24 protein-coding genes and 1 tRNA gene are annotated in these 24,227 nt (G+C 40.5%); 20 read left to right on the plus strand and 5 right to left on the minus strand.

Annotated features, from left to right (window positions below):
• Positions 1-29 precede the first annotated feature (29 nt).
• The 6 genes from MKZ03_RS04315 to MKZ03_RS04340 all read left to right on the plus strand — a co-directional run bounded on the left by MKZ03_RS04315 (position 30) and on the right by MKZ03_RS04340 (position 4,320).
• Positions 30-776, plus strand: a complete 747-nt coding sequence (locus MKZ03_RS04315; RefSeq protein ID WP_034663820.1) for an ABC transporter ATP-binding protein — start codon at positions 30-32, stop codon at positions 774-776.
• Positions 754-2,220 (plus strand): hypothetical protein, encoded by a 1,467-nt coding sequence (locus tag MKZ03_RS04320; protein ID WP_341031059.1) that lies wholly within the window; start codon positions 754-756, stop codon positions 2,218-2,220. The genes MKZ03_RS04315 and MKZ03_RS04320 overlap by 23 nt, the downstream gene beginning before the upstream one ends.
• The gene (locus tag MKZ03_RS04325; protein WP_060595835.1) at positions 2,204-3,109 is read left to right on the plus strand and encodes a PqqD family protein; all 906 of its coding nucleotides are present in this window, start codon (positions 2,204-2,206) and stop codon (positions 3,107-3,109) included. Before MKZ03_RS04320 ends, MKZ03_RS04325 begins: the two co-directional genes overlap by 17 nt.
• Positions 3,106-3,387 (plus strand): hypothetical protein, encoded by a 282-nt coding sequence (locus tag MKZ03_RS04330; protein ID WP_060595836.1) that lies wholly within the window; start codon positions 3,106-3,108, stop codon positions 3,385-3,387. Before MKZ03_RS04325 ends, MKZ03_RS04330 begins: the two co-directional genes overlap by 4 nt.
• 75 nt (positions 3,388-3,462) lie before the next feature.
• Positions 3,463-4,119, plus strand: coding sequence for a hypothetical protein (locus MKZ03_RS04335; protein ID WP_341031062.1), 657 nt, complete (start codon positions 3,463-3,465; stop codon positions 4,117-4,119).
• Between the two features lie 127 nt (positions 4,120-4,246).
• Positions 4,247-4,320, plus strand: a tRNA-Gly gene (locus MKZ03_RS04340).
• A 98-nt stretch (positions 4,321-4,418) separates the two neighbouring features.
• Here MKZ03_RS04340 and MKZ03_RS04345 read toward each other — a convergent pair.
• Entirely contained in the window at positions 4,419-5,015 is a 597-nt protein-coding gene (locus MKZ03_RS04345; protein ID WP_240667858.1) for a hypothetical protein, read from the minus strand.
• Between the two features lie 83 nt (positions 5,016-5,098).
• Here MKZ03_RS04345 and queG point away from each other — a divergent pair, with 83 nt between their 5' ends.
• The 10 genes from queG (at position 5,099) to MKZ03_RS04395 (ending at position 15,744) form a co-directional block, all read left to right on the plus strand.
• The gene (queG, locus tag MKZ03_RS04350) at positions 5,099-6,247 is read left to right on the plus strand and encodes a tRNA epoxyqueuosine(34) reductase QueG (protein WP_066031773.1); all 1,149 of its coding nucleotides are present in this window, start codon (positions 5,099-5,101) and stop codon (positions 6,245-6,247) included.
• Positions 6,248-6,308: 61 nt separating this feature from the next.
• Positions 6,309-7,211: an amidase domain-containing protein gene (locus MKZ03_RS04355; RefSeq protein ID WP_060595838.1), complete on the plus strand. Its 903-nt coding sequence runs from the start codon at positions 6,309-6,311 to the stop codon at positions 7,209-7,211.
• A gap of 43 nt (positions 7,212-7,254) precedes the next feature.
• On the plus strand, positions 7,255-7,728 hold the full coding sequence (gene trmL / locus MKZ03_RS04360; RefSeq protein WP_034282301.1) for a tRNA (uridine(34)/cytosine(34)/5-carboxymethylaminomethyluridine(34)-2'-O)-methyltransferase TrmL: 474 nt from the start codon (positions 7,255-7,257) through the stop codon (positions 7,726-7,728).
• A 162-nt stretch (positions 7,729-7,890) separates the two neighbouring features.
• The gene (locus tag MKZ03_RS04365; protein ID WP_341031064.1) at positions 7,891-8,598 is read left to right on the plus strand and encodes a YrpD family protein; all 708 of its coding nucleotides are present in this window, start codon (positions 7,891-7,893) and stop codon (positions 8,596-8,598) included.
• Between the two features lie 377 nt (positions 8,599-8,975).
• Positions 8,976-10,871 carry a PrkA family serine protein kinase gene (locus tag MKZ03_RS04370; protein ID WP_034663803.1) on the plus strand — a complete coding sequence of 632 codons (1,896 nt, stop codon included), beginning with the start codon at positions 8,976-8,978 and terminating at the stop codon, positions 10,869-10,871.
• 139 nt (positions 10,872-11,010) lie between these two features.
• Positions 11,011-12,174, plus strand: a complete 1,164-nt coding sequence (yhbH, locus tag MKZ03_RS04375; protein WP_060595839.1) for a sporulation protein YhbH — start codon at positions 11,011-11,013, stop codon at positions 12,172-12,174.
• Positions 12,175-12,537: 363 nt separating this feature from the next.
• Positions 12,538-13,170: an HlyD family efflux transporter periplasmic adaptor subunit gene (locus MKZ03_RS04380; protein WP_034663794.1), complete on the plus strand. Its 633-nt coding sequence runs from the start codon at positions 12,538-12,540 to the stop codon at positions 13,168-13,170.
• 39 nt (positions 13,171-13,209) lie between these two features.
• Positions 13,210-14,829: a DHA2 family efflux MFS transporter permease subunit gene (locus MKZ03_RS04385; RefSeq protein ID WP_034663790.1), complete on the plus strand. Its 1,620-nt coding sequence runs from the start codon at positions 13,210-13,212 to the stop codon at positions 14,827-14,829.
• Positions 14,830-14,846: 17 nt separating this feature from the next.
• A complete protein-coding gene (locus MKZ03_RS04390; protein WP_034663787.1) occupies positions 14,847-15,371 on the plus strand; it encodes a flavodoxin family protein in 525 nt (174 codons plus the stop codon).
• 13 nt (positions 15,372-15,384) lie between these two features.
• Positions 15,385-15,744, plus strand: coding sequence for a hypothetical protein (locus tag MKZ03_RS04395; RefSeq protein ID WP_060595840.1), 360 nt, complete (start codon positions 15,385-15,387; stop codon positions 15,742-15,744).
• Between the two features lie 112 nt (positions 15,745-15,856).
• On the opposite strand, the gene cspB is transcribed toward MKZ03_RS04395, so the two are convergent.
• Positions 15,857-16,057 carry a cold shock-like protein CspB gene (gene cspB, locus MKZ03_RS04400; protein WP_003212277.1) on the minus strand — a complete coding sequence of 67 codons (201 nt, stop codon included), beginning with the start codon at positions 16,055-16,057 and terminating at the stop codon, positions 15,857-15,859.
• A gap of 211 nt (positions 16,058-16,268) precedes the next feature.
• A complete protein-coding gene (locus MKZ03_RS04405) occupies positions 16,269-17,360 on the minus strand; it encodes a diguanylate cyclase (RefSeq protein WP_034663781.1) in 1,092 nt (363 codons plus the stop codon).
• Positions 17,361-17,458: 98 nt separating this feature from the next.
• Here MKZ03_RS04405 and MKZ03_RS04410 point away from each other — a divergent pair, with 98 nt between their 5' ends.
• Positions 17,459-17,839 carry a hypothetical protein gene (locus tag MKZ03_RS04410; RefSeq protein ID WP_341031069.1) on the plus strand — a complete coding sequence of 127 codons (381 nt, stop codon included), beginning with the start codon at positions 17,459-17,461 and terminating at the stop codon, positions 17,837-17,839.
• 34 nt (positions 17,840-17,873) lie between these two features.
• Here the strand turns inward: MKZ03_RS04410 and MKZ03_RS04415 are convergent, their stop codons facing one another.
• The gene (locus tag MKZ03_RS04415) at positions 17,874-18,272 is read right to left on the minus strand and encodes a hypothetical protein (protein ID WP_034663775.1); all 399 of its coding nucleotides are present in this window, start codon (positions 18,270-18,272) and stop codon (positions 17,874-17,876) included.
• A 152-nt stretch (positions 18,273-18,424) separates the two neighbouring features.
• Between MKZ03_RS04415 and MKZ03_RS04420 the strand changes: the two genes are divergently transcribed.
• Together MKZ03_RS04420 and MKZ03_RS04425 are read left to right on the plus strand one after the other, a co-directional pair.
• A complete protein-coding gene (locus MKZ03_RS04420; RefSeq protein WP_034663773.1) occupies positions 18,425-18,931 on the plus strand; it encodes a YhcN/YlaJ family sporulation lipoprotein in 507 nt (168 codons plus the stop codon).
• A 156-nt stretch (positions 18,932-19,087) separates the two neighbouring features.
• The gene (locus MKZ03_RS04425) at positions 19,088-19,963 is read left to right on the plus strand and encodes a hypothetical protein (protein WP_341032607.1); all 876 of its coding nucleotides are present in this window, start codon (positions 19,088-19,090) and stop codon (positions 19,961-19,963) included.
• A gap of 25 nt (positions 19,964-19,988) precedes the next feature.
• Here the strand turns inward: MKZ03_RS04425 and MKZ03_RS04430 are convergent, their stop codons facing one another.
• Complete coding sequence (locus tag MKZ03_RS04430) at positions 19,989-20,633, minus strand: spore coat protein (RefSeq protein ID WP_012009386.1); 645 nt, start codon at positions 20,631-20,633, stop codon at positions 19,989-19,991.
• 143 nt (positions 20,634-20,776) lie between these two features.
• On the opposite strand from MKZ03_RS04430, the gene MKZ03_RS04435 reads away from it, so the two are divergent.
• On the plus strand, positions 20,777-24,157 hold the full coding sequence (locus MKZ03_RS04435) for a CheR family methyltransferase (protein ID WP_341031073.1): 3,381 nt from the start codon (positions 20,777-20,779) through the stop codon (positions 24,155-24,157).
• Positions 24,158-24,227 lie beyond the last annotated feature (70 nt).

Below are 24,227 nucleotides of genomic sequence, written 5' to 3' on the forward strand. Positions count from 1 at the left end.
TAAAGAATATGCAGACACTTGGAGGTTATATGTTTACGATCGAGAATTTAACTAAGACGTATAAAAATAACGTGACTGCTGTCAATGATTTTCATCTACAGATCGACCCTCATCAAATCGTTGCTGTTGCTGGACCGAATGGTTCCGGTAAAACAACGATGATTAACTGTATACTCGGCATCATTAAGCATACAGAAGGAACGATTCTCTTGCAGGACGTCACAAATGACGAACCATCCTTTAAAAAACAAGTAGCCTATGTTCCAGATGATCTGCTACTCCCTGAAGCATTGACTGGTGCTGAATATTTAGATTTTGTTTCTTCTATGTATGAATGTAAAACAATTCATAGAAGAAATCAACTAATTGAACTGTTTGATATGGACTCGGCTTTATCAAGACCGATCGAAACCTATTCACATGGTATGAAAAAAAAGACACAGCTGATTGCCGCCTTTATGCTTGATAGTCAATTGGTGATCATGGATGAGCCCTTTAGAGGACTTGATATTGAAGCGGTTATAAACACAAAGAAACTGATGAAGCGTTATGCCGAGCACCATGGTGCGATCTTGCTTTCAACGCATGATATGCTTTCAGCGGAAGAGCTGTGCCACAAAATCGCCATTATTTCTAAGGGAAATAAAATGGATGAAGGAACGGTCTCAGCCTTAAAGGAGAAGTATCAATCAAGCACATTGGAACAGGTGTTTCTGAAAGCTTCAATGTTAAGTGATAGGGGTGCACATTTTGATGAAATCATTAATCATTTCTAGAATGATGCTTAAAATGTGGCAGCAGGAGATGTATAAGCTCTTTGATACTCAGACGAAGCGGATCATTGTGATCTTATTCTTTTTGTTTGCCGTCACAATGGGCGCCATCATCGGATACAGTTTTACAGGTGTCTTTATGAAGGCTTTCTTAAATGGAGATGAACGTTCACTTGGATTACTCGTTGTGTCAATGGCGATCAATGCATCCATATTTACAAGCTTGTTATTCATTTTGATCAAGGTCAGAACGCCTGAGCAAGACCGTTTTTCTATGCAGCTCAGCTGGTTCCCGCTTTCTACCTTTCAGAAAAGCCTTGGATACTTTATTCCGATGGTGACAGTGGTGGCAGGACTTGTGTTATTTTTTATCGGTATCCTGCTTTTACCTAACTTTATTGCCCAGGGAATAGGTATTTTCTTTATCTTTACGTTCTTTTTAATGGTGATTTTGCAATCGCTTTTTGTCTTAATGCTTCTGCAACTCATTTATAATATTACCTATTTGGTCGTTCTGAAATTAAAATTACCGTTACAAAAATTTGCAGCGATCTTTGTTTTATTAGCACTGGTTGTGGCGTATGGAATGACGCATTTTGATATCAGTCAAATTCAGCAATCATATATACAGTTTGATTATCATTTGATGTATTTTACAGCACCGTTTTTCTTAGCGGCTCAAGGAATGTCTCCTGAAGGGGTGAATTATGCAATCTTGATCCTGTTCATCCTTTTATCGGCGGGCGGCGCATTTCTTTCTCTTGCGATGATGCCAATTATGGCAGAGAAAAAAGCGTTAACCTTTTTAAACAAACTGCCGTTCTCTTCTTCAAAAAAATGGTCACTTATTGTAAAGGAAATGAAATCACAGGTGCGAAATGAAGAAAACATTTTAAACTTTCTCATTCTCCTCATTGTGATCTTATTCGTCCGTTATCAGTTTGGATTCCGCTTTGAAGAAGAAGCGTTTTTTGTTCTCTGCGCTCTTGCTGGATTAACCGCCTTCAATTCATTTGGCAATGATAAACGAATGCTGGGGATGTACAAAACATTTGGCCTAAGATCGTGGGAAGTGGCTCTGTATAAGTTTATCGGGCTTTTGCTTGTTGGTATACTGCAAATTGCGTTATTCATGCTGACAACGCTGACGCTTCCTGATCAGATTTGGAACGTATTGATTGGGGCTGCTGTTTTATGCAATGCCACTGCGCTTTTTTATGTGGTAGGTATTTTACTTCCGCTTGACCGAAACAATCCCTACACAGGTATTTTTTCATTTGGAGCACTTATTTTACTCATGATTCCGATTGTTTTTATTGGAAACTATATCATAGGGGAGTCGAGTCAAACACTTCAGTGGCTGCTTGTAGCTGCATTTGAAGGTCTGCTCATCTTTGCCATATACAAAGGTTTTTCATGGAGGTATTCACATGATTCAACTTCTTAACAATAAGCTAAAGATTGAGCGGGTACCGGCACTCGCGCCGTATGTGACCTTACAAAAGAGGCATCTCACTGATACGCAGTATGGAAGCACACTCCCGATTAATGAAAGTGCCTATCATATGTTAACGAAAGTAGATGGCAAAAGGACAGAAGCAAGTATTACCGCAGAGCTCGCCGATTTGTTTCAGGTCGATGAATCTGTGATTTCTCGTGACTTTTATCAACTGATAATGGGGTTAAATCAGCATCACTTGCTGTCTATTCATTATCAATCACCATATCGGATTGTGACAGCCTGTTGTCAATTTTTCAAACAGTATCAAGTGAAAATGAAGGAACGATTTGATTGCACTGGTCACTCGTTCCTGCACATTTTGGGGACGGCTTTGCTCATGGTGACGCGTAAAATCATCTTTTTCTGGATGCTTTTTATGGTCATGGCAGGGATCGCTTTTTTATTCATTCCTGACCAGTCGATTGCAGCCATTGCGATTTATTTTACTATTATTTATTTTGGATTAATTACCGGGACCGCCTTACATGAGGCAGCACACGGCTATGCGCATCGGAAATTTGCGGGACGGGATGGTCCTCAAGGCTTTTTTGCGAGTGATATGATGTCTGTGAAATTTGTGAGACCTGTATTAGATCCGTTTCAGAAAAAGCAAGTATGGATTACTCTGCTTGGGCCGCTTGTCCCGGGTGTGATCGGGGCAGCAGGGATCATTGTGACCGTATTATTTCTGAAAGAAAATCCAATTTCGACAGGTTTCTTTATTTTTTCAATCACGTATTTTATTCAATTACTCTATCTTCTTCCATTTATGGGGGATGGTAAATCCATTATGAAGCAGCTATTGCTTGGGGGAATGGGAGGACAACGATCATGAACGTACAGGCGATGAAACAAGGCGCTATTGTTGGTGGCTTTCTAGGATTTTTAGGCTTTCCGATGCTGACAATTGGTGTATTGTTCTATCATTTATTTCAATCAAAAACGAATGATGCCTTATTATTTAACAGTCTCGCTTTTGAGATGGAAGGTTCATCCGCATTTACTTTTCAGATCAAGCCAAACTTTTTTATTTATATGATTGTGATTTTTGCCGCGAGTTTTCTCATTGTGGCTTTCTTATCAGCAATGAAGCAGAAAAAAGCAAAAGATTAGGAGAATCCTCCTAATCTTTTTTTGTATAATCAACCAAATTTTAGTATAATAGAAAAAACATCAAAGGGGATCTCAATGTTAAAAAAATGGAGTGTTCTTATATTCACTGTTTTTCTATTAGCAGGATGCGGCGAGAAGGCCGAAGAAACCACGACAACCGAGAAGACGGTATCTACAATAAACACGGAATCTGCTACTAAGAAGCAAGTAACCATCGAACAAATGAAACTGACAAAAAAAGAAAAAAACTTACTAGAAGCATCAACCCCTAATGAAATGGTGGCTTTGACACTAAAAGGATTAACGAAGAAGGATAAGAGTATTACGTTTATCGGGAGTCATTACAAAAATGGTCGATTAGCTAATCAGGAAGCATCATCTGCCACCTTTACTTTACATCAGAATGGAACCGACCAAACGATGAATGTGCTCTTGCAATTAAAGCATGAGAAAGATACATATGAATCACAATTTAGTATTTGGTCAGACAAAAAGAATGAGGGAATGGCGAAAGCGACATCAAGCTTCCCGTTCAAAGTAAGTGACTATGTTTTTTCTGCACAATCTGAAACTGTCAAAGTCTCTTCTGGAGGAAAGGCATTGATTGCATATACAGCAGCAATGGGGAAAGACGGGAATTCACCTATGCTTGAAGTGATTGAGAAGAATCCAAAGCAAGCGCTGAAGAATAAGTCACAAGCATACTTATTTTATATCCAGCTAGATAAATAACTATCGTAATATATACGGAGAATATGAAGTTTTTTGACGAAAAATCTTCATATTCTCTTGACGAATTGTTAAGAAAGTTGTAACATAATAAAAGTCAACGCGATGACGTTGCTTTTTAAAAATTGATGCGGGTGTAGTTTAGTGGTAAAACCTCAGCCTTCCAAGCTGATGTCGTGAGTTCGATTCTCATCACCCGCTCCAATACATAATTTTGTTTATAACGCAGTATTTCGTTTCATAGATAAACGAAGTGTTGCGTTTTTTATTATGTCAGTATAATGTGAAAAAGCACTGTCAAGCTACAGTGCTTTTTCAATAAGTTCATATTTACTTTCTCCACCATGTATTTGTACAAACATCTTCGTCAAGGATTGGATTAGAGCTTCACTCTTTTCCCGGGAAATAGATGGCGGAAAGAGGATGATTTGCAGAATGTTTTTTGTGTCTTGAGAAATTTGTGCTTTACTTGCATGAGAAAATAATCCCTTAAGTCCCGCGTCGTCCTGCCATTCAATGTGGCCAGTCTCATGTTTTGCTAGTGAAAGCGGCTCTTCTATGCGATCAGCATCGAATGTCAGGATGGGCAAGAAATATTTTAAAGAGAAAAATATCGACAAATCCTGTACGGAATTGGTCGAGTCAATAAATTGTTCCTTTTGGATATCAGCAAGAATTGGCAGGAAAGGAACGTCTTTTAAAAGATCCGTCCATTCTTTGATTGCTGGTACTTCTTCTAAGACTTTATCTTCGTATTCAAAGAATAAAGATTCTTGAAACAGGCGTAGTCGGCCTTTTAACATTTGAGGGGATGTATCAACTTCAATATGCGAATATTCAATCTGTCCAACATGGATAGACGGGTTTTCAGGATGAGAAATTTCCATATGTATCTTCACAGTGACTCACTCCAATCGATCATGATACACTCGTATTATACTGAAAACAACAGAAGAAACAAAGAAAGGAGGTTTGCAAGGTGATTCATGTTGGAGAATTAAAAGAAGAATTGATTCAATATGCGAAAGAAATTGGTGTCGATAAAATCCGATTTGCAAGTGCTGATACATTTGATTCATTAAAGGACCGCCTCATCTTACATGAATCGTTAGGGTATTTGTCAGGCTTTGAAGAGCCTGACATCGAAAAACGAACAAACCCTTCTTTGCTGCTTCCGAAGGCCAAATCAATTGTTGCGATAGCGCTCGCGTATCCTTCCAAAATGAAAGAAGCTCCTCGAAGTACAAGAGATGCAAGAAGAGGGATCTTTTGCCGGGCTTCTTGGGGGACGGACTATCATGTTGTGCTGAAAAAAAAGCTCGATATGCTCGAAGAATTCTTGCGAAGCAAACATGTCGATATACGAACAAAATCAATGGTGGACACAGGGGAACTGTCTGATCGTGCAGTAGCGGAACGCGCTGGCATAGGTTTTAGTGCAAAGAACTGTATGATTATCACGCCAGAGTTTGGATCTTATGTGTATTTGGCTGAAATGATCACAAATGTCCCATTTGAACCGGATGAAAAAATTGAAGACCAGTGCGGAACGTGCAATAAATGTGTAGATTCGTGCCCAACTGGTGCACTTGTGAATCCAGGACAGCTGAATTCTCAACGATGTATTTCATTTTTAACGCAGACAAAAGGATTTTTGCCTGACGAATTTCGTTCGAAAATAGGAAATCGATTGTATGGGTGTGATACGTGCCAAATCGTCTGCCCGATCAATAAAGGAAAAGACTTTCATTTGCATCCTGAAATGGAGCCGGACCCTGAAATTGCGAAGCCGCTCTTAAAGCCGCTTCTTACGATCAGTAATCGTGAGTTTAAGGAAAAATACGGTCATGTTTCAGGGTCATGGCGGGGGAAAAAGCCGATTCAGCGAAATGCGATTTTGGCACTTGCTCACTTTAAAGATACATCTGCCTTACCCGTGTTGATTGATTTGATGCACAAGGATCCACGGCCTGTTATTCGAGGCACGGCTGCTTGGGCAATAGGGAAAATTGGCGACGAGCAGCTGCTCCCAGAGTTGGAAAAAGCCCTTGAGCGGGAAAGTGATGAGGAAGCGAAACAAGAAATTGTCAAAGGGATTGAGTTTTTACAGACACCTTTAAATACTAAATAACATCCCTATGAACATAGAATGAACCAAACAGAGATTTTAAAAAAAGTTTGGTGGTGTCTGTGTGAAACAATTATTAGAGCAAACATTAGAAGACAGGCTTGGTTATTTATTAAATGGGAGTGCAATTAAACAGCCGCAGCTCATGTCTGATGTGGAAGCAGTTGAACGGAAAAAAGAGCTTTTTGCTAGAAGACAGGTGGAGATTGTCAAGGCGAAAGCCAAAGCAAAACTTCTTGATTCATCGATTCAGGATGACGGGGCTCAGCATGTGCAGTATCTCGCTCATCTCACTTATGTATGCAAGGATGCAGACGACTCTTTTTATTTAGAGGAGCAGGTAGAAAAAAGAGAAGCGTTCCTTTACAACGACATGCTTGTCAAAGATCGGATGATGCTAGAAAAACGGCAAATGGAAGAGCAGGTGGATGAGCGCTTTCAGACCGAAGAACAGTTTGGGAGAGCCTTTCACTATGACCGGCGGGCAGCTGTGCAATATGCGGAGACGTACTGGAATAAACGAAATCCCGCCTATAAAAATTTTGAAGATAACTGCACAAATTTTATTTCACAATGCTTGAAAGCAGGGAATGCACCAACGAGAGGGTATCCGAACCGCGGATCTGGCTGGTGGGTGCGTCCTCATACGTGGAGCTATAGCTGGACGGTGGCTCATTCGATGAAAAATTATTTAGCGAATTCGAAAGCGGGTTTAAGAGCAAAGAAACTCAAAGAAGCGCAGGAGCTTCAAATTGGTGATGTCATTTGCTACGATTTTGAGGGAGATGGCAGGTATAATCATACAACCATTGTCGTCGATCATGATAAAGGCGGAATGCCTCTTGTGAATGCACAGACATATGACAGCCGTATGCGTTATTGGTCGTATGAGGATTCGACCGCCTATACACCTGCTATTCGTTATACGTTTTTTCACATTTTGGACGATGCCGCGAAGGATAGTTAATGGTATAATGTTGAGCGGAAAAGAAAATTAGAGGTGAACTTTTTTGGGACTTCATGTCGTTTTATATCAACCAGAGATTCCAGCTAATACTGGAAATATTGCGCGTACATGTGCAGCAACAAATACAACTCTTCATCTGATTCGTCCGCTTGGTTTTTCGACAGATGACAAAATGCTGAAGCGTGCAGGACTCGATTATTGGAAATATGCCAATGTGGTCTATCATGACTCGCTTGATGAATTGTTTGAGGCTCATCCGAAGGGACAATTCTTCTATATCACAAAATTTGGCCAAAAGCCGCATACGACATTTGATTACTCTCAGTTAGATGAAGACTACTTCTTCGTTTTTGGCAGAGAGACAAGTGGATTGCCGAAAGATTTGATCGAACAGAATATGGACCGCTGCCTTCGTTTACCGATGACAGAGCATGTTCGTTCTCTGAATCTATCGAATACGGCAGCAATTCTTGTGTATGAGGCACTTCGCCAGCAGCAATACCGAGATCTGATTTAAGGTCATAATGAAAGCCGGGATACCTATCTCGGCTTTTTTTATATGAGATAAGAAATATAAAGAAGGAAAATACGACTTTTTTATATTTTTTTACATGTAAAAAATAGGTAGTATGATAGATTGTAATCGCGTTTTCAAAAAATAATGAATCCATTAAATGAGATGAAAAAGCTACTGATCACTAGTGCCATTAGCTCTGCTATTTTAATGGGGACGATTCCAGTCAGTATCCCAGGTCTCTCTCAGACGCAGGAAATAGAAGCAGTGCAATTATCGAAAGGTATCGGCGGGCGTACTTATATCAATAGCAATGGATCAATATTGGTCACAAAGATTCAACTCCCTCCCGCAATGAGTGTGTCAAATGGGACAGCTTATATTTATTCTGGATTCACAGGTTCAAAAGAAGCAGACATCGGTCTTCAATACAGTCCAACCTATAATGTGTGGAAACCTACGATGAAAGTAGGAACAAATAATCAAGAGACATATATCGAAGGAAAAAATGATTTTACGTATACAAAAGGATTTAAGCCTGGAAGTACTGTGCAAATGACCATTTATAAAAACTTGAATGGACATACAAGAGCGACGTTCTGGGGGACAAATAATGTTGGTTATACCGGGCGTATCATCACAGAAATTCAAAACTCAAACATTGGCTCTGTGACTAAGTGGAAATTACTGTCGACAGTAGCAGTGACTGACGATATCTACCGGAAAGATATTCGGGCAAACTTCTCTACTCGTTTTACTGACATCACATTAGACAGTCGTGCCGTCACACCTGTGATTGATACGCAAGACTTTACGTCCATTCATGTATCAGGGAATACAGTGAATATGCAGGTGCTAAAAACAACGTATTAAATGAAAAAAGGATGTTCCGCTAATGGAACATCCTTTTTTTCATTTACCAGGCTTGCCTTCGTAGCCAGCTGTGAAAATGGATACTAAAAACGTAATGATGACGCCCATCATAATGACCGTTCTCATATAAGCTTCCCCCTTATCCCTTTGTTTCTATCGCTGCCTGTTTCATATGGTGTGAAGTTCGCCTTGAAAAGCAAGAGAAGAAGAGCATTTTTCTCCTGTTTTTCCTTTATTATGAAGGGTCTTGCGGATGGTTGTCAATTCAGTTTGCCAATTCGTCATTTTGAAGAACGAAAGCATGTAATAGGACGCCTCCGCATAGATTGTAAAACAGTATCTGATTACTTGCTTCAATCTTGAAAGAGGAGGTTCATATGGATATTTTAAAGAAAATCGAACAGCACAGAGAAGAAGAGCAGCGTCTCAAATGGGAAGGCACATTCAGCGATTATTTAGACATTATAAAGGAAAATCCACTTGTCGCTCAATCTGCTCATTCTCGCGTTTATCATATGATTAAAGACAGCGGGATTGAAGAGGAGAATGGGGTCAGAACGTACAAATTTTTTGATCAGGAACTTTTTGGGTTAGAGGAATCATTGGAAAGATTAGTAGAGGAATATTTTCACCCTGCTGCCAAGCGGCTCGATGTGAGGAAGCGTATTTTGTTATTGATGGGACCAGTAAGCGGCGGGAAATCTACGCTTGTTACTAGGCTGAAAAGAGGACTAGAAGAATATTCACTGACAGATCATGGCGCAGTCTATGCGATCAAAGGCTGCCCGATGCATGAAGACCCGCTTCATCTTATTCCGCAAAATCTGCGGGAGGATTTCTATAGAGAATATGGCATTCGTGTGCAGGGGAATTTGTCCCCTCTGAATATGATGAGGCTAGAAGAGGAATATGGCGGACGAATTGAGGATGTAAGGGTTGAACGGATCTTTTTCTCAGAGGATAAACGAACTGGTATTGGTACCTTTAGTCCATCTGATCCGAAATCTCAGGACATTGCTGATTTAACAGGAAGCATCGATTTTTCAACCATTGCTGAATTTGGATCAGAGTCAGATCCAAGGGCCTACCGCTTTGATGGAGAACTCAATAAAGCAAACCGAGGGATGATGGAGTTTCAGGAGATGTTAAAGTGTGATGAGAAATTTCTATGGCATCTCCTGTCATTAACGCAGGAAGGAAATTTTAAAGCAGGCCGTTTTGCCTTGATTAGTGCAGATGAATTGATTGTCGCTCATACGAATGAAACCGAGTACCGGTCGTTTATTTCAAATAAAAAGAACGAGGCCTTGCACTCAAGAATTATTGTGATGCCGATTCCTTATAACTTGAAGGTGACAGAGGAGGAACGCATTTATCATAAAATGATTTCAGAAAGTGATGTTTCTGATGTGCATATTGCCCCGCATACGCTGAAGGTGGCAGCGATGTTCTCCATTTTGACAAGACTCAAAGAGCCGAAGCGTTCTGATATTGATTTGGTGAAAAAAATGCGTCTGTATGACGGAGAGAGTGTCGAAGGCTTCCAATCTGCTGATATTGATGAGATGAAAAAGGAATTTCATGATGAAGGGATGAGCGGAATTGATCCGCGGTATGTGATTAACCGAATTTCCTCCACTATTATTCGAAAGAATATGGAATCGATCAATGCGCTGGATGTCCTTCGTTCGTTAAAAGAAGGACTCGATCAGCATCCGTCTATCTCCAGCGAGGACCGGGAGCGCTATTTGAATTTTATTTCTGTCGCGCGAAAAGAGTACGACGATATTGCGAAGAAGGAAGTTCAAAAGGCATTTGTGTATTCCTATGAGGAGTCTGCGAAAACACTGATGGATAATTACTTAGATAATGTCGAGGCGTACTGTAATAAAAACAAGCTGCGTGATCCGTTAACTGGTGAAGAAATGAATCCTGATGAAAAGCTTATGCGTTCAATTGAGGAGCAGATCGGTATTTCTGAAAACGCCAAAAAGGCATTCAGAGAAGAAATTCTGATTCGTATTTCGGCTTATGCGAGAAAGGGCAAACGCTTTGATTATAATTCTCATGAGAGATTGCGAGAGGCGATTCAGAAGAAGCTGTTTGCTGATCTAAAAGATGTGGTGAAAATTACGACGTCAACGAAGACACCGGATGAACAGCAGCTGAAGAAGGTCAATGAAGTAGTGGCTAGATTGATTGATGAACATGGCTATAATTCAACAAGTGCAAATGAACTTTTAAAATATGTAGGCAGTCTTCTCAATCGTTAATAAATGAAGGAGGCATTATTGGCGCACCTGCACCGGTAATGTCTTTTTTAGAAATGATCGTCAACTTGGGTGACGAGCAGCATAGGATAAAGGAATCGGTAGTTAGAAGAATTGTGCAAACAGGTGAGGAGGGGGATGGATGTCCCGGCAAGAAAAAAGTCAGTTTATTGTATCTCAGGAAGACTGGTCCCTCCATCGAAAAGGCTATGACGACCAGCAGCGTCATCAGAAAAAAGTCAAAGAAGCGATTAAAAATAATTTGCCGGATCTTGTCACAGAAGAAAGCATCATCATGTCTAATGGAAAAGATGTTGTCAAAATTCCGATTCGTTCGTTAGATGAATATAAAATTCGGTATAATTACGACAAAAATAAGCATGTGGGTCAAGGCGATGGAGACAGCGAGGTTGGAGATATTGTCGCGCGCGATGGATCAGACAGTAAGCAAGGGCAAGGAAAGGGGCAGGGCGCTGGAGATCAGGCTGGTGAGGATTATTACGAAGCAGAGGTCTCATTAATCGATCTTGAGGAAGCGCTGTTTCGGGAGCTAAAGCTGCCAAACCTTAAACAAAAGGAGCTTGACGACATCATTGTCGAGCAAATTGAGTTTAACGATATTCGCAAAACCGGGTTAACAGGGAATATTCATAAAAAACGAACGATGCTGTCGGCATTTAAACGAAATGCGATGACAGGCAGTCCTTCCTTTTATCCAATCTACCCAGAGGATATCAAATATAAGACGTGGAATGAAGTGACCAAACCAGAGTCGAAAGCCGTCGTTTTGGCGATGATGGATACGAGCGGAAGTATGGGGCTTTGGGAAAAATATATGGCGAGAAGTTTTTTCTTTTGGATGACACGTTTCTTACGGACAAAGTATGAGACGGTCGATATTGAATTTATTGCCCACCATACGGAGGCGAAGGTTGTAGATGAAGAGCATTTCTTCTCGCGGGGCGAGAGCGGAGGGACCATTTGCTCTTCTGTCTATCGAAAGGCACTAGAGCTCATAGACGAACGATACCCGCCGTCGCAATATAATATTTATCCTTTTCATTTTTCTGATGGAGACAATTTGACCTCAGACAATGCACGGTGCGTGAAGCTTGTTTCTGAAATTATGAAAAAAGCCAACTTATTCTGTTATGGTGAAGTGAATCAATACAACCGGCATTCTACATTAATGTCAGCATATAAGCATATACAGGATGAGAAATTTAAGCATTATATTTTGAAGCAAAAATCAGATGTTTTTCTCGCACTAAAAAAATTTTTTCAGCAGGAAGAAGTTCTTTCGTAAATAGCACATTTGAAAAAACCTTTCAGCATAAGGGCTGAAGGGTTTTTTGTATGGAGAAGGAAGGGATCACCAGAAAAAAAGTAAAACTTTCTCTTTGACATTTCAATTTTCATTTATTAATATTTAATCTTGTTAAATATAAGTTTTTCAAAAAAGATGCCGATCGTCTTTTCTTCTTTTTCTACTCTTTGCTCATGAGTGAACAATAAGTATAAATGGGCTGCACACCATTTTTCAGGCGGAGTAGATGAAGGAGAAATAACAGCTTTATGAGCTTGTTTCATATTCTGTCAGATGATGGGCATTCTAAGTTTGCTAAAGCAGATGACACTATATTTTTATACATGAAAGGAGAAACAAAACATGAACAGAGGGCGTTTATTGCTAACGAACATTATTGGCCTTATTGTGATTCTTGCCATTATTGCCGGAGGTGCTTATTACTACTACGAAAGCACAAATTTTGTCAAAACTGACGAGGCGAAAGTGACAGGTGACATGTATCAAATCACAGCACCAGCAGCTGGACAAATCAAAGGCTGGGATATCAATGAAGGTGACGAAGTGCAAAAAGACAGCACAGTTGCAAAAGTTGAAGGAGAAACAAAAACAAACATTAAATCAGTGGCTGATGGCACATTAGTCAAAAAAGAAGTACAAAACAATCAACAAGTGCAGCCTGGTACAGTTCTTGGTGAAACCATTGATTTAAGCAAGCTTTACATCACAGCGAATATCAAAGAAACAGATATTAAAAGTATTGAAAAAGGCGACAAAGTCGACATCGTGGTAGATGGTGATCCTGATACAACATTTGAAGGAACAGTTGAACAAATTGGTTATGCGACAAACTCAACATTCAATATGCTGCCAGCAACAAATTCAAGTGGTAACTATACAAAAGTCACACAAAAAGTAGCAGTGAAAATTTCAATTAAAAATCCATCAGACAAAGTACTTCCTGGTATGAATGCTTCTGTCAAAATTTCATCTTAATGATGTTTGATATCAAAAAATGAAAGGAGGTTGTCTGAGATGGCAAATCAACCTGCAGCAACAAAACAGGGAGCAGGCTCCTTGTCTTTACTGATCATTTTAATGGCCGGCTTGTTCGTAGCGATTTTGAACCAAACGCTTCTGAACGTAGCCATGCCCCATTTAATGACTGAATTTAATGTGAGTGCAACGACGATTCAGTGGCTTACAACAGGTTATATGCTTGTCAACGGTGTGCTGATTCCGTTATCTGCGTTTTTAATCACACGCTTTGGACAGCGCAGCTTATTTCTAGTCGCCATGATCTCGTTTACACTAGGGACCTTTATTTGCGGGATTGCGCCGAACTTTTCAACGATGCTCATCGGTCGTTTGATTCAGGCAATCGGCGGCGGTATCCTGCAGCCGCTCGTGATGACAACAATCCTTTTTATTTTCCCTCCGGAAAACAGAGGGAAAGGAATGGGGATTTTCGGTCTTGCGATGATGTTTGCTCCTGCGGTAGGACCAACATTATCTGGTTATATTATTGAACATTATTCTTGGCGTATTATGTTTTATGGACTTGTACCAATCGGAGCGATTGTCATTATCGCGGCTTTCTTTATGTTTAGAAATATTGTAGAGCCTAAAAAAATCAAGCTGGACAGCCTTGGTGCGATTCTTTCCATCGTTGGTTTTGCTTCGCTTCTATACGGAGTGAGTGAAGCGGGAAGTGATGGCTGGACAGATCCGATTGTCTTATCGACGATTATTGTTGGTGCGATTGCGATCATTCTCTTTATTTTCCAACAGCTGAAAGCTGATAATCCGATGCTTGATTTCCGCGTGTTTAAATACAGCATCTTCTCATTATCAAGTGTCATTAATATTATTATTACAGTTGCCTTATACACTGGGATGTTCTTACTTCCGATTTATCTGCAGAACCTCGTTGGGTTTACGGCATTGCAATCCGGGCTATTAATGCTTCCAGGGGCACTTGCGATGCTGATTATGTCCCCGATTTCAGGGATTTTGTTTGATAAATTTGGACCTCGTCCGCTTGCGATTGTGGGGATGCTCATTACCGTTGTCACCACATTCGAGTTTACAAGGCTGACCATTGATACATCGTATAGTCACATTGTGCTCATGTATGCAGTTCGTGCATTCGGTATGTCACTCTTGATGATGCCGGTGATGACAGCTGGGATGAACCAATTACCACAGCACTTAAACAGTCATGGTACAGCGATGTCTAATACATTAAGACAAATTAGCGGTTCGATCGGTACGAGTTTGATCACAACGATTTATACGAATCGGACAACATTCCATTATTCCAATATGGCGGATCAAACAAATACAGCGGACCCGTTCTTTATGAATTCATTCCAGGCGGCTGTGTCGAATGTGATGCATCATATGGGCATGACAGCTGAAGCTGCTCAAAAATATGTATCTACCCAGCTCTTTACGAAAGCACAGGTCGATTCAAACGTAATGGGCATCAATGATGCTTACATGTGGGTAACGTTATTCTGTGCCGCTGGTGTCATTCTCAGCTTGTTCCTGCGTGATGTACGTAAGGATAAAAAGCGAAAAGATCAGCAGCATAAAAAACAAGAAATGACACTGCTTCCAGCACCTAAGGAAGCAAACCAAGATGCAAGATAAGTGTGGAGGGACCGTACATGAAAATTTATGTCGTATACGATAGTGAAGGTGACCATACAAAAGCACTGGCAGAAGCAATTGCAGCAGGCGCAGGTGAAACAGAGCAGGCTGAAGTATTCGTCGATCACGTGAAAGATGCGGATATTCGCAAGCTGGATCAAATGGATGCGATCATTTGGGGCTGCCCTGGTCACTTTGGTACCATTAGTTCTGGGTTAAAGACATGGATTGACCGTCTTGGCTACCTATGGGCAGAGGGAAAACTGATCGATAAAGTCGGTGCCGTTTTCTGTACAACTGCTACAACGCACGGCGGTTTAGAAATGACGATGCATAATTTGATTACACCAATGTTCCATCAAGGGATGCTTGTCGTTGGCCTTCCTGGAAATGTGCCAGAGAATGCTTTATACGGCTCTTACTATGGAGCAGGTGTGACTTGTCCGATTGATTCTGATGAAGTGATTTCTACAGAAGGCATTGAACTCGGCAAAGCATTAGGAAGACGTGTAGCATCAGTCACTGCGTCATTTAAGCGATAAGGAGAGGGTTCTTTTGGCGACGATTATTGTAGCGTTAGTAGCTGCTGTTCTAGTCATTATCGGATTAGTAGCGTTCAATGTCAGACACGCTTCGGTCGAGAAGAAAGAGATCAAAGAAGATGTGCCCAATCAGCCTGACGTGCCGCACAGCGAGTCAGAAGTTGCGGCGAGACCTGTAGAGCCTGAAGAAGAAGAGGAAGCGTCAAAGCCTTCTCAAACGGATGAACGAGTGTCTGGCGATGATTTTTATAGACAGGCGCTTCAAAAGTTTAAGCAGCCAGAACCACCTGTCAAAGAAGAAGAACCAGAGACAAAAATGAATGATGATATGTATCGTTCTGCTTTACAGAAGCTAAAGCAGAAGGACAAATAAAAAAGAGAACCTCTCGCAGGTTCTCTTTTTTTTATGGCACAAAAAAACCGCCGGCAGAAGCCGGACGGTTTTCCTTCACTCTATAAAGTGCTAAAGAGCAGATGCTCTTAAATTACGCTTTGTTAACGTTAGCAGCTTGTGGTCCACGGTTACCTTCAACGATTTCGAAAGAAACTGCTTGACCTTCTTCTAAAGTTTTGAAGCCTTCGCCTTGGATAGCAGAGAAGTGAACGAATACATCGTCTTGACCTTCTACTTCGATGAATCCGAAACCTTTTTCAGAGTTGAACCATTTTACTTTACCTTCTAACATGAAATTTCCTCCTAAAGCGATCTTAACGCTTAAATTCACTATTCTTGCTCTTACACAAACTTCAAAGACGAAAACTCTTTCAAAACTTTCTTCTTAAAGATGATACGAACAAAAATAATTACCTTTACTTTACCAGTGTTTGCGGGAAAAAACAACTGTTATACGAAAACTTTTTTAAAAATAATTAGCGCTAACAAATTGAGGAAAAAGCCTATATTAATTGGCCTCTTTTTCTCTCTGAGAAGCTCACTTGATTTCGGCCAGACTGCTTCGCTTTATAGAGCTCCTGATCAGCCATAATCGGTAATTGTTTGATGTCTGCACTTGTTCCGGGGTAATAAGCACACCCAAGTGATACTGTGATATGAATGGACATGCCATTTTGTAAATAAATCGGCTGATCTGCTATTTTTCTCCGTAAGCGTTCTGCAATCTGCCATGTTTTTTCAACTGTACAATTTGGTAGAAGGACAGCAAATTCCTCACCGCCGATCCGGCCAATATAATCAGAGCTTCTTGTGTTTTTCATCAGCCTTTTTCCGATTTCTTTTAAAACCATATCTCCCTCATGATGTCCATATTGGTCATTGATGGATTTGAAGTAATCGATGTCTAAGTAAATAAGGGACATTTGATGGATAGGCTGCTTAAATTTCATAGAAAAAGCATCACTTAAGACCTCATCGAACTTCCGTTTATTTAAAACACCTGTTAAAAAGTCATAATGAGCTTGGAATTTATACAAATTTAACAGCTGATATGCTTTTGTTTGATGCTCAATGACGTAAAAGTTAAACAGTCCTGCAACATATGAGAACATCCAATAGGCAGAATGGACTTCAATAGAGGTCTCATGTGCAATCGTAATAAACAAAAAAGTTGCAATCACATTGCTGATCGTAATGGACAAAAGCATTTTCGCAACTTGATTCATATGGCGCTCAGCAATTAAAAAAGAGGCTGTTGCAATGATCATCATGGAAAAAATATTGATGAAAGAACCGACGTTGGCATCAATTAATAATCGACCAATAATCACAACACAGGCTGCAATGATGGTTTGGACGATGCCTCCATAAAAGGCCGTTAAAATAAGGGGGATATGTCTTAAATCGATGATGGCTGGACCTGCTTTGATAGAGAAGAACATTAAAAGGACACCGAGTAATCCAGAAAGAATGCCTTTGCATAGCTGTCTGAGCAGGGTATCTTCTTTCTTCAGAAAATTCTCTTTAAACACAAGCATAAATAAATAATGGAAAGTGACAAGAATTGTTAAATTAATAAAGAGGTCTCTTAGCAAAATAAAATCACCTTTTTAAAATTACTAAAATTTGTTGCAAAAGAAAAGGGGAAAAAGGATAATTAATAAAAATTTCACTTATGAGGGGATCGAAACACATGAGAGGAAAACGCTTCCCAGATGAAACGGACTGGCTTTCTTTTTTTGAAACGGAGCCTGATGAAAGGTTCGAGAGAGGTATGCCTATTGAATATCAAAACCTGACATTTCGATTTGAGAATCAAGACGAGCGCTTCGTTGTCACGATGTACCTTGGTAATCAAGAATTTACGTTAAAGGCTGTTCGAAAAAAAGACGCATCCGTTTTAGGCATATATGATTTTAAAACCGTGCAGCATGTAGAGATAAAAAAGGACCGGCCAAACGAGAAAGAGCTCTTAACCATAGTAGAAGCTTATGACGATTTTATCACAACAGTTGAAATCACCTTTTTACCTTTCTTCTCTGTGATGGTGAAAGAACATTTTTCAGGAGAATAAACAGGAGCCTCTATTTATGAAGGCTCCTGTTTTCTTATTTGTGCTCGATGTCATTGATTACTTGCTGGATTGATTCATCATCCATCACATTCATGACACTTTCATCAATATGGAGAGACTGTGCATAAGACTCTCTTGGCTGATGGTTTCTTGATGTCGATTGGTGCTGATTCGTATGATTTGGCTGTACAGCAGTGAATGCCTGCTTCATCATTTGTCCGATTTCCGCAGTTCCCTTTGATTCATTCTGTGCGTGTGACTCGTGACGAGATGAGTCATGGTGCTGATGGCTTTTTCCTTTCATCATTGAAGACATATTCATTTGCGTCATGCTTTTCAGCCTTCTTCGTAAAACCGGAGAAAATAATGCAATGATGGCTGTTGATACTGCGATCATTGCGCCAGTGCTCATGCCTTTTCTTTTCTTAAACAAACGAATCCCTCCATTTGATCATGATGATACTTCTTCATCATGTTTAGGATGACCAAAGCAGGCTGAATTATGAATTCATTTTATGAAATAGAAATGTGTGCATAAAAAGCCGGCTGGATGAAAAACCTATGAGCAAAAGGAGGGAATAATTGATGAATAAGAAATGGATGCTATCTTTACTACTCGTTCCAACATTGATCACCACTGGATGTGGCATGAACAACCAGGGAGATGAGCGAAGAGGAACAATGAAACGACAGTATGAAAATGTCACATATAAGAATGACAATATGAGACAGGACGAACCAAATGTTCAAACACCTCAGAAGGTCAAAGTGGCAGATAAAGCGTCAGAGCTTGTAGCCAACATGTCTGAAGTGAAAACAGCGAACGTGCTTGTCACAGGAAAAAATGCATTTGTTGCCGTTATGCTTGAAGGCGATAAAAGCGGTAATGTGACGGACGATCTGAAAAAGAAAATTTCAGACAAAGTCAAATCAACGGATCAACAAATCGACAACGTGTATGTATCTGCGAATCCAGACTTTATCGATCGTATGGAAGGATACGGAAAACGTATTAGAAGCGGAGAGCCAATTTCAGGATTTTTCGATGAATTTACTGAAACGGTTCGGCGTGTCTTCCCTGAATCAAAATAGCTACGACAAAAGCCGTATGTCATATGCGGCTTTTTTGTTTGGAACCGCACCTTGCGCACCTGACTGCATAAAGTAAAAAATATATCACCTCTTGTTGATCTTTGTTTCTTCATAGAAAGAGAAAGAGGCTGCAGGATGAATTCAGGTGGGGAGCAAATGAAAGCCAAGCCGTCATTGATTCATAAAAAGCTTGTAGGCGGAATGATTGCAGCAGGTCTCATTTTTTATGCTTTCACCGCGTACTTGATTTATGTTGCGTTTCAGCTGACAGGACAATATTTAGAGCAGCAGTCTTCTCCTAAAACCATATTAACGGAGGGACTCAATAAGCAAGTTTATGAACATATTAGAATATACTATGCAGAGGAAGAGGACGCTTTTGTTGACCTGACAATCGAGGCCATGGATCAGGCAAAGAAGAGGACAGCGTCAGTGTTTCAGTTTGAAACTGACAAACCTTTAGACATTATTTATTTTGATGATAAAGAGACGATCGAGCAATTTGCCGGAATCAAGCATATTACGGGTTTTTACTCCGATCATGATCAAATGATTGGGTTATATCCAGATAAACGGGAAGCATTATTGAAGAAAGAGACATTGCCTTTATACTTTTTCAACACGTTATTTATTCATGAATATGCTCACTTTGTTTTCTATGAAAAAGTTCATTCTTATGAAGTGTCTCCAGTGATCTTTCCGCTTTGGTTCCATGAAGGAACAGCAGAATGGACGGCCTATGACGTGTTAAATGCCACGTCTGAACGGTTCGACGTCATTCCCTTTCAATCTCTTCATTCCGATCAAGATTGGCAGGACTCCCGGATGACGTATGAGACAGATGTTTATTTGCAAAGCTATTATATGATCTATGAGCTGGTTCAGCTTTACGGACGAGATATCATACATGAGATCATGCAGGAAACGGCGAAAATAGGTCAATTTGCTAAAGGCTTTGAACAGGCGACAGGGGAGCGGCTCGCAGATTTTGAAGATCAGTTTAACAAGATGTATCAAAGAAAAAACGGCTGACCAGAGAAAAGGGTCAGCCGTTTTTTTAATGAAGGGGTTTTTGCTGATTGGCTTTACTTGGCGGCATTTGAACCTGCCCTTGAAGCGGTGCGAAAGCTGATGTCATGGCCGTCATGTCTTGTCTGGAAAGCTGGGGAACTTGATAGTAGCCATGCTTGTTTTGATACAAGAAAATTTCATAGGCCATTTCAATAAAGTTCGGGATTTGCGCAGCAAGCACACGTCTGACAACTGGATTTGTTACTTCTAATGCAGACATGGAAAGTAATCCAGCATGTGATTTGACCAGGCTGAGCATATGCCCTGTGATGCCCAAGTCTTTTACATCCTGTAATGACTGATTCGGCTTCTTCGGCTGAGAAGGCTTGATCCCGTACGTCACTTGTGTGTGCTCTTTCATCATATAAGTAGCGGTTTCTTCACTAGGCTTTTGTCCAGTAGAAAAACAATCTACAGTGACATTGTACTGTGATAAAACGAATTGGTATTGTCGATCCAAGATGTCGGATAATGCAGGATCCTGAATAAACTGCCGCAGGATCATATACTGATCCAAAATATTAATCGTGCCGGCTAAAATTTCATGTAAATCGAATAACTCATGTCCGCCATGATTGAGCTCGGGCTGGGGAGCGCTTCCTTGAAACATTGGTTGCTGATCGTTTTGCATTGAGATTCCTCCTTCTGTTTATACAATCTGTTTTAATGTGAGGATGTTTTCCTTCTTTCATGCAAAAACATTATTTACAATTAGAGGGTTTTCTTCCTTTTTGTCGAAAAAAAGTATCAGACGAATGAACATGGGGGTACCAGATGCAGGACAAAATCATTAATCGTTTGATAGAAGACGAACATGTGCAGGCACCAGTGATTGGCATCGGTGTTTCACCGTTTGAACAGCATCATCTTGAGGCTTTTTTTCAATCATTTCCACATGAATTAAATGCCTCTTTTATTGTTGTGCAAAATCATGTGACGGACGATTGTATAACTGATTTGGAAGCACTTGTTTTACCGATTGGCTACCGGGCAAAAACGATTAAACATGGTGAGAAAGTCATGAAGAAGACGATTTATTTTTGTCCACAGCATGCGGTTGTGACGTTAACAGAAGATCAGCGGCTGCACCTATCAGAGCAGCTGCCGGCGTGCATGGCTTGCTCTGTGGACTTGCTTTGTCAGTCTCTTGCCAGCGTTCAAAAGGAAGAGGCTTTTGCGATTTTCTTTCAAAAAGGTCATTGTGTGGGAAGTGGCTTGCTTCAGTTGGTTGAGCAAGGCGGTACAGCTTTATCGTGCAGTGAGGTAGAAAGTGGTTTTGACACCTTGTATCAACAAACATTCAAAGACCCTTCAACCCTTGCGGCATATATCGCAAATATCATCAACGTCCCGCATGTCGATGAGGCAGATCCTGTTTTACTGAGAATTATTGAACGTCTTGAAATGTATAAAGGCATTGCCTTTTCAACCTATCAAAAGAAAAGGCTGCTATCTGTCATTCAAAAACGAATGAGGATTGCAAAAAAACGGATTTCATTATTATCAGAGTACGACTGCTTATTAGAAAGAGAACCAGATGAGCTTGATCGCCTGCACGCACAGCTTTTAAGCGGCATGACGTCTTTTTTTAGGGATATGGAGGCTTTTCGTGTATGTGAACATCAGATCATTCCGTCGATCATTGAAAATGCGGTGAAAAACGGGAAATCTCGATGCCGTATTTGGATTGCGGGATGTTCGACAGGAGAGGAGGCCTATTCTTTTACGATCTTATTTTTAGAAGAAATGAAGCGAAGACAAGTGACCATCGAACTTCAAGTATTTGCAACAGATATCAACCGGAAAGCCATTCAAACAGCTAGTAAAGGTCTTTACTCAGTAGAGTCTATGGCAAGGATGCCGGAAAAATGGAGGGCGCGATATTTCGAAAGGAAAGGTGACGCTTTTATTGTGAAGCAGTCGCTTAGAAAACATATTGTCTTTGCACCTCACAATTTATTGATCGATTCACCTTTTATCCACCTCGATTTTATCAGCTGCCGAAATGTTCTGATGTACTTCCAGCCTGAAGTGCAAAAACGAATATTGTCCCGATTCCAATATGCTTTAAAAGATCAAGGGATGTTGATATTAGGGCCAAATGAAACTGTACCCAATATCCCTCGTTTGTTTCATTTGTTCAATGAAAAATGGAACATTTACACCCATTCAAACGTTTCTAAATCACATGTCCCTTGGGCACCAGACGCTCGTGATATCGAGTTGAAAGCGCGAGCCGCACAATATATGCAAGAAGTAAGCGAGGATTATGATGCATGTATGATTATCAACGATAGTGACGAAATCCTGGCATTATCAAATGGTGCGTATTCTTTTCTAGACCATACAGAAGTGTCAGATCAAGCATGTGAATATGTAACACCTGATTATATGAAAGAGATGTTGAGTCAAACCTTTCAAAAGGTGTGGACAGACGAGACAGAGGTTGTGTCTCAACATGTTCTCATTTCGGAAAAAGGCAGCAAGCAGTATGCAGATTTCACCGTGAAAAGTTTTGACCGCCGTTTTAAGGGAGTTTACGTCATTCTCATTCGAATGAATGAGAGAGGAAAAAATCAAAATAACGGCAGGGGCAAAGGAATGTCAGATCAGAATTCAGTCTATCAGCAGCGTATTGTCGATTTAGAAAATGAACTGAATGAAGTCAAACAAAAGGAGCAGGAGGCAAGGGCTCAATTAAAAGCGAAACACACGCAATTAGAGGAGTTTGAGAAAAAACACGAGCATTTTATTAATATCATAAACAACTTAAGGGTGACAAGAGAGAAACTGTACAGACCCTCTGTCAAGCCGGAGCTTGCGACGTTGTTTGTGGACAGGGACATGAATATTCGCTATTACACTCCTTCAGCTGCCTCTTTATTTACTTCTGCGAAAATCAGACATCAGCAATCCTTTCAGTCGATGGCTAAAAAACTTACGCAGGAAACGCTTTATCATGATATCCAATCCGTCATATCGGATAGGCGCGCGATCGAACGTGAAATTGAAACGAACGAAGGAGAGCAATTCACCGTTCACATCACACCTATCTTCGATCAAGAGCATGAAGGAGCGGTGATGACTTGGATTAAAATGACCGAAGTAACGAAAATCAAGCAGTCGCTTCATCTAGCGGTGACGGCGCTTGATAACAGCCATATTCATATTGTTGTTGCAACGGAGGAAGGGGTTATCCAGTGCGTGAATCAGCGTTTCTGTCAGTTTGTCCAGCAGCATGAATATGACCTGATCGGCAAAGATATTTTTTCTGTCTACCATTCGCTATGTCAATGTGATGATTTAGAGAAGCAATGGAAGGTTTGTTTAAGAGAGGGAAGCTGGACAGGTGAGCTGTACTTTCAGGATTTATCTGGACGTGAACGGTGGGAGAGAGTCTCCTTACACCGCATCGATGATCCTGACAAAATGCAGTCAACCGTGATGCGGATTTCAGAGGATATCACCAATCAAAAGCAGTCAGAGAAAATGCTGATGAAATCAGAGATGCTGTCGGCAGTAGGACAGCTTGCAGCAGGCATCGCTCATGAGATACGAAACCCGCTGACATCATTAAAAGGATTTTTACAGTTGATGATTCAAAGTAAGAAGTATCAGAAAGATTATGCAGATGTGATGATGTCAGAGTTTAATCGGCTCGAGTCGATTATTAATGAATTCCTCGTTCTTTCTAGAAGCAAATCGGTGAAATTTGAACCGGTACACGTCAATATTCTGCTCGAAGAAGTGATCATGGTCGTTGAATCCCAGGCGGTCTTAAAAGGCGTGTCCATTCAGAAAAATCTGTCTCCGTCGCTTCCTAATATTCAAGGCATTCCGAATGAACTGAAACAAGTCTTCCTGAACATCCTTAAAAACGGAATTGAAGCAATGGATGGTGTGACAGGTGTCATCAAGGTGACCTCTCTCATGAAAGATCATCAAATGATGTTGATATTTGAAGACCAAGGAAAGGGAATACCAGAGGACGAAATAGGGAAGCTCGGTGAACCTTTTTATACTACAAAAGAAAAGGGGACAGGCCTTGGTTTAATGATGACCATTAAAATCATTGAAAGCCATGGCGGTACCATTCGTTTTGAAAGTAAAAGCTTTGAGGGAACACGTGTGATTATTACCTTTCCGATGAGTTAAAAAGACAAGTTTTACATGAAATCCATTCAACATCAATATTTACTTTGTACACTATGAGAGATGAAGCGCA

The organism is Bacillus sp. FSL R5-0431, assembly GCF_038002985.1.
Taxonomy (GTDB): Bacteria; Bacillota; Bacilli; order Bacillales; family Bacillaceae; genus Bacillus.

What these genes read in the sequence shown, in the direction of transcription:
- yhbH (WP_060595839.1), top strand. Translation starts at nt 11,011, where the DNA reads ATGTCCCGGCAAGAAAAAAGTCAGTTTATTGTATCTCAGGAAGACTGG.
- MKZ03_RS04435 (WP_341031073.1), top strand. Translation starts at nt 20,777, where the DNA reads ATGCAGGACAAAATCATTAATCGTTTGATAGAAGACGAACATGTGCAG.
- MKZ03_RS04325 (WP_060595835.1), top strand. Translation starts at nt 2,204, where the DNA reads ATGATTCAACTTCTTAACAATAAGCTAAAGATTGAGCGGGTACCGGCA.
- MKZ03_RS04330 (WP_060595836.1), top strand. Translation starts at nt 3,106, where the DNA reads ATGAACGTACAGGCGATGAAACAAGGCGCTATTGTTGGTGGCTTTCTA.
- MKZ03_RS04425 (WP_341032607.1), top strand. Translation starts at nt 19,088, where the DNA reads ATGAAAGCCAAGCCGTCATTGATTCATAAAAAGCTTGTAGGCGGAATG.
- MKZ03_RS04385 (WP_034663790.1), top strand. Translation starts at nt 13,210, where the DNA reads ATGGCAAATCAACCTGCAGCAACAAAACAGGGAGCAGGCTCCTTGTCT.
- MKZ03_RS04315 (WP_034663820.1), top strand. Translation starts at nt 30, where the DNA reads ATGTTTACGATCGAGAATTTAACTAAGACGTATAAAAATAACGTGACT.
- MKZ03_RS04420 (WP_034663773.1), top strand. Translation starts at nt 18,425, where the DNA reads ATGAATAAGAAATGGATGCTATCTTTACTACTCGTTCCAACATTGATC.
- MKZ03_RS04365 (WP_341031064.1), top strand. Translation starts at nt 7,891, where the DNA reads ATGAAAAAGCTACTGATCACTAGTGCCATTAGCTCTGCTATTTTAATG.
- MKZ03_RS04335 (WP_341031062.1), top strand. Translation starts at nt 3,463, where the DNA reads ATGTTAAAAAAATGGAGTGTTCTTATATTCACTGTTTTTCTATTAGCA.
- MKZ03_RS04430 (WP_012009386.1), bottom strand. Translation starts at nt 20,633, where the DNA reads ATGCAAAACGATCAGCAACCAATGTTTCAAGGAAGCGCTCCCCAGCCC.
- cspB (WP_003212277.1), bottom strand. Translation starts at nt 16,057, where the DNA reads ATGTTAGAAGGTAAAGTAAAATGGTTCAACTCTGAAAAAGGTTTCGGA.
- MKZ03_RS04320 (WP_341031059.1), top strand. Translation starts at nt 754, where the DNA reads ATGAAATCATTAATCATTTCTAGAATGATGCTTAAAATGTGGCAGCAG.
- MKZ03_RS04390 (WP_034663787.1), top strand. Translation starts at nt 14,847, where the DNA reads ATGAAAATTTATGTCGTATACGATAGTGAAGGTGACCATACAAAAGCA.
- MKZ03_RS04370 (WP_034663803.1), top strand. Translation starts at nt 8,976, where the DNA reads ATGGATATTTTAAAGAAAATCGAACAGCACAGAGAAGAAGAGCAGCGT.
- MKZ03_RS04410 (WP_341031069.1), top strand. Translation starts at nt 17,459, where the DNA reads ATGAGAGGAAAACGCTTCCCAGATGAAACGGACTGGCTTTCTTTTTTT.
- MKZ03_RS04380 (WP_034663794.1), top strand. Translation starts at nt 12,538, where the DNA reads ATGAACAGAGGGCGTTTATTGCTAACGAACATTATTGGCCTTATTGTG.